Origin of the sequence: Microbacterium sp. ISL-103 (assembly GCF_018613995.1) — a bacterium.
Taxonomy (GTDB): Bacteria; Actinomycetota; Actinomycetes; order Actinomycetales; family Microbacteriaceae; genus Microbacterium.
The window spans coordinates 1-1,046 of sequence record NZ_JAGGPD010000502.1 but is presented as its reverse complement, the minus strand read 5'-3'; the positions used below and the strand labels follow the sequence as shown (position 1 = coordinate 1,046).

Annotated in this window: 1 protein-coding gene; it reads right to left on the bottom strand. The window is 66.4% G+C overall.

All coding sequences use genetic code 11. The annotated features are described in order from the left end of the window. Window positions 1-84: 84 nt before the first annotated feature. Window positions 85-1,046 (bottom strand): MFS transporter (locus tag J7E68_RS16655; protein WP_215174470.1); only part of this gene is annotated, 962 nt, incomplete at its 5' end.

Genomic DNA, 1,046 nt, shown 5'->3' with positions numbered 1-1,046 from the left:
GGGCACACCGCTGACCGTGCGACGAAGCCCCCGCACGCAGTCGCGTGCGAGGGCTTCACCGGTCCCGGGGAGAGCAGCTGGGGACTACTTCGAGACGAGCTCCGAGGGAAGATCCGCCGCCTTGTTGACCGCGCGATGCTGCCGCACGGTCATGGTGAGGATCGCACCGATGATCATGATGGCGCCCGTGATGTACAGCGCGATCGTCGCGACTCCGGTGGTGTCCTTCACGAAGCCGATCAGGTACGGCGCCGCGAAGCCGGCGAGGTTTCCGGTCGAGTTGATCAGCGCGATGCCTCCGGCGAGCGCGGTTCCGGCGAGCATCGACGTCTGGAAGCTCCAGAAGATCGCGGGGATAGACAGAGCTCCGGCGTTCGCCAGGCAGAGTCCGATGATGCCCCAGACCGGATCGGTGCCCGCGATGATGCAGATCGCGAATCCGGTGGCGCTGAGCAGGAATGCCGCGGCGATGAACTTGCGTCGCTCGCCCGCACGGTCCGACAGGAACCCGAACGTCACCATCGACACGATCGCGGCGAGGCTCGGCAGAGCGCTGAGGAAACCGACCTGCACGGTGTCGGTGATGCCGAGGTCGCCGATCAGAGTCGGCAGCCAGAAGCTGATGCCGTAGAGCGCGAAGTTGTATGAGAAGTAGACGGCGGTGAGCAACCAGATCAGCTTGCTCGTGAAGACCTTGCGCAACGGGGTCGCGGCCTCGTCGACGCGCTCCGCCGCGGGCAGGTTGCCGGGACGCGCACGCTCGGGTTCGGTGAGCCACGTGACGGTGCGGTAGTCCTCCTGCAGGCAGAACAGGATGACTATGCCGAGCAGCACGGTCGGGATCGCCTCGATCACGAACAGCCACTGCCATCCCGCGTGACCCCAGACGCCGTCCATGCCGCTGAGGATGAACCCGGAGACGGGTCCGCCGATCAGACCGGACGACGCAAGCGCGATGTAGAAGATGCCCCAGGCGCGGCCGCGCCGGCTCGCCGGGAACCAGTGCGCCATGTAGAAGAGGATGCCGGGAATGAACCCGGCCTCGG